The following is a 1,260-nucleotide window of genomic DNA, read 5'->3' on the forward strand; positions in this document are numbered from 1 at the left end:
GCCCACAGGCGCTAAAATAGTTGCATTGCTTGATAGCGCCGTTTTCGTCTTGGTGGCTCGCGTAGATGCCGTCGGAGCGTGGAACGAAGTTTGCGCAGGCAGGCAATTGCAGGTTGGGGAATGATTGCTTGTCGCAGTGAGGCGACGAGTTGGCGGAGCAGACGCCAGGTCGCTGGACGGGTCAGGCGGCCTCGGCCAAGCGGGGAGAGTCCTCGAGTTCGTCGACGAGTGGCTCGAGCAGGAGAATGATCAGCAGATGAGCGAGGATGTGGGGCCTGGCGGACCGCTCGTCAGTTCCGGGAGGTCCCTTCAGGCCAATCAGGCTCTTGAGCCGCTTGAAGCCGAGTTCAATGCGCCATCGCAGCCGGTAGAGGGCAAGGATATCGCTCGTTGAGAAGTCCTCCGGCTTGAGCGAGGTCACCAGGATCACCCAATCTGCGGCGTCAAGTGTTTGCCTGGAGAGCTGATGGCCTCCCTTTTGTGCCGTTCGGCGCGCCTTGCGCCGTGCCGCCGCGGCCGCTTCCGCCGGCTTCTTGACGGCAACCAGACGCACAGCGAGCGGTCGCGCACCAGACCTGCGTTTTATCCAAATCGACCGATCGATCAGGCCGCATGCCGAAGCCTTGCGCAGTTCGGCCGTCAGATCAACCAGATCACCCTTGGCATCAAGCCAGCGCGCGCTCTTCCAGCCGGACCGGATCACGAAGTCCGCGCCGCTCTCGAGCAGATGTGCCATGCGCTCCGGTTGAAGATAGGCGCGATCGGCAAGACGGATTTCGCCGGCAATCACCGGTATCCGATCCAGTGTCTCGCCGGCCTGCTGATCGGTCAGTTCGAAGTGACCAAAGCGCTCCTGCGGAAGATCGAACGCGCTGTGTATGCGCCACACTGCGTTCTTGTTCCTGCCGCTCGTCCCAGCCTTGGGGACCGTCGTGGCGTCAACAATGCGGATCAGGCGGCCGTGACTCGCTTTCGGCGCGCCAGTCGCCAGCGCTTGGCCGATCAGCTTCGCCAGCCAATCTCCGCACTGACGCAAGCGATACAACAAGGCCACGTTGGAGATATCGACAAGGCCCACCGATGTGGCCCATGCCGCCGTCAACCGCAGACCTCGCTCGCCAAGGCAATACGCCAGGATCAGACGCAGCAAATCAACCGCATTGCTGATCTCCCGCGGACGGACAAATGCCTTCGTCTCGCGCGCGCTAACGTTAAGCGCCTCGGCCCCGCCAAGCCGGGCGACTACACGCGCCCAGTCTT

General features: G+C 62.5%; 1 protein-coding gene. It reads right to left on the reverse strand.

What is annotated here, in order from left to right; translation table 11 throughout:
• Positions 1-181 precede the first annotated feature (181 nt).
• Positions 182-1,260: IS4 family transposase (locus XI09_RS08600; protein ID WP_271566458.1), on the reverse strand; the 1,079-nt coding region annotated here is incomplete at its 5' end.

Source organism: Bradyrhizobium sp. CCBAU 11386, from assembly GCF_028128955.1.
GTDB lineage: Bacteria > Pseudomonadota > Alphaproteobacteria > Rhizobiales > Xanthobacteraceae > Bradyrhizobium.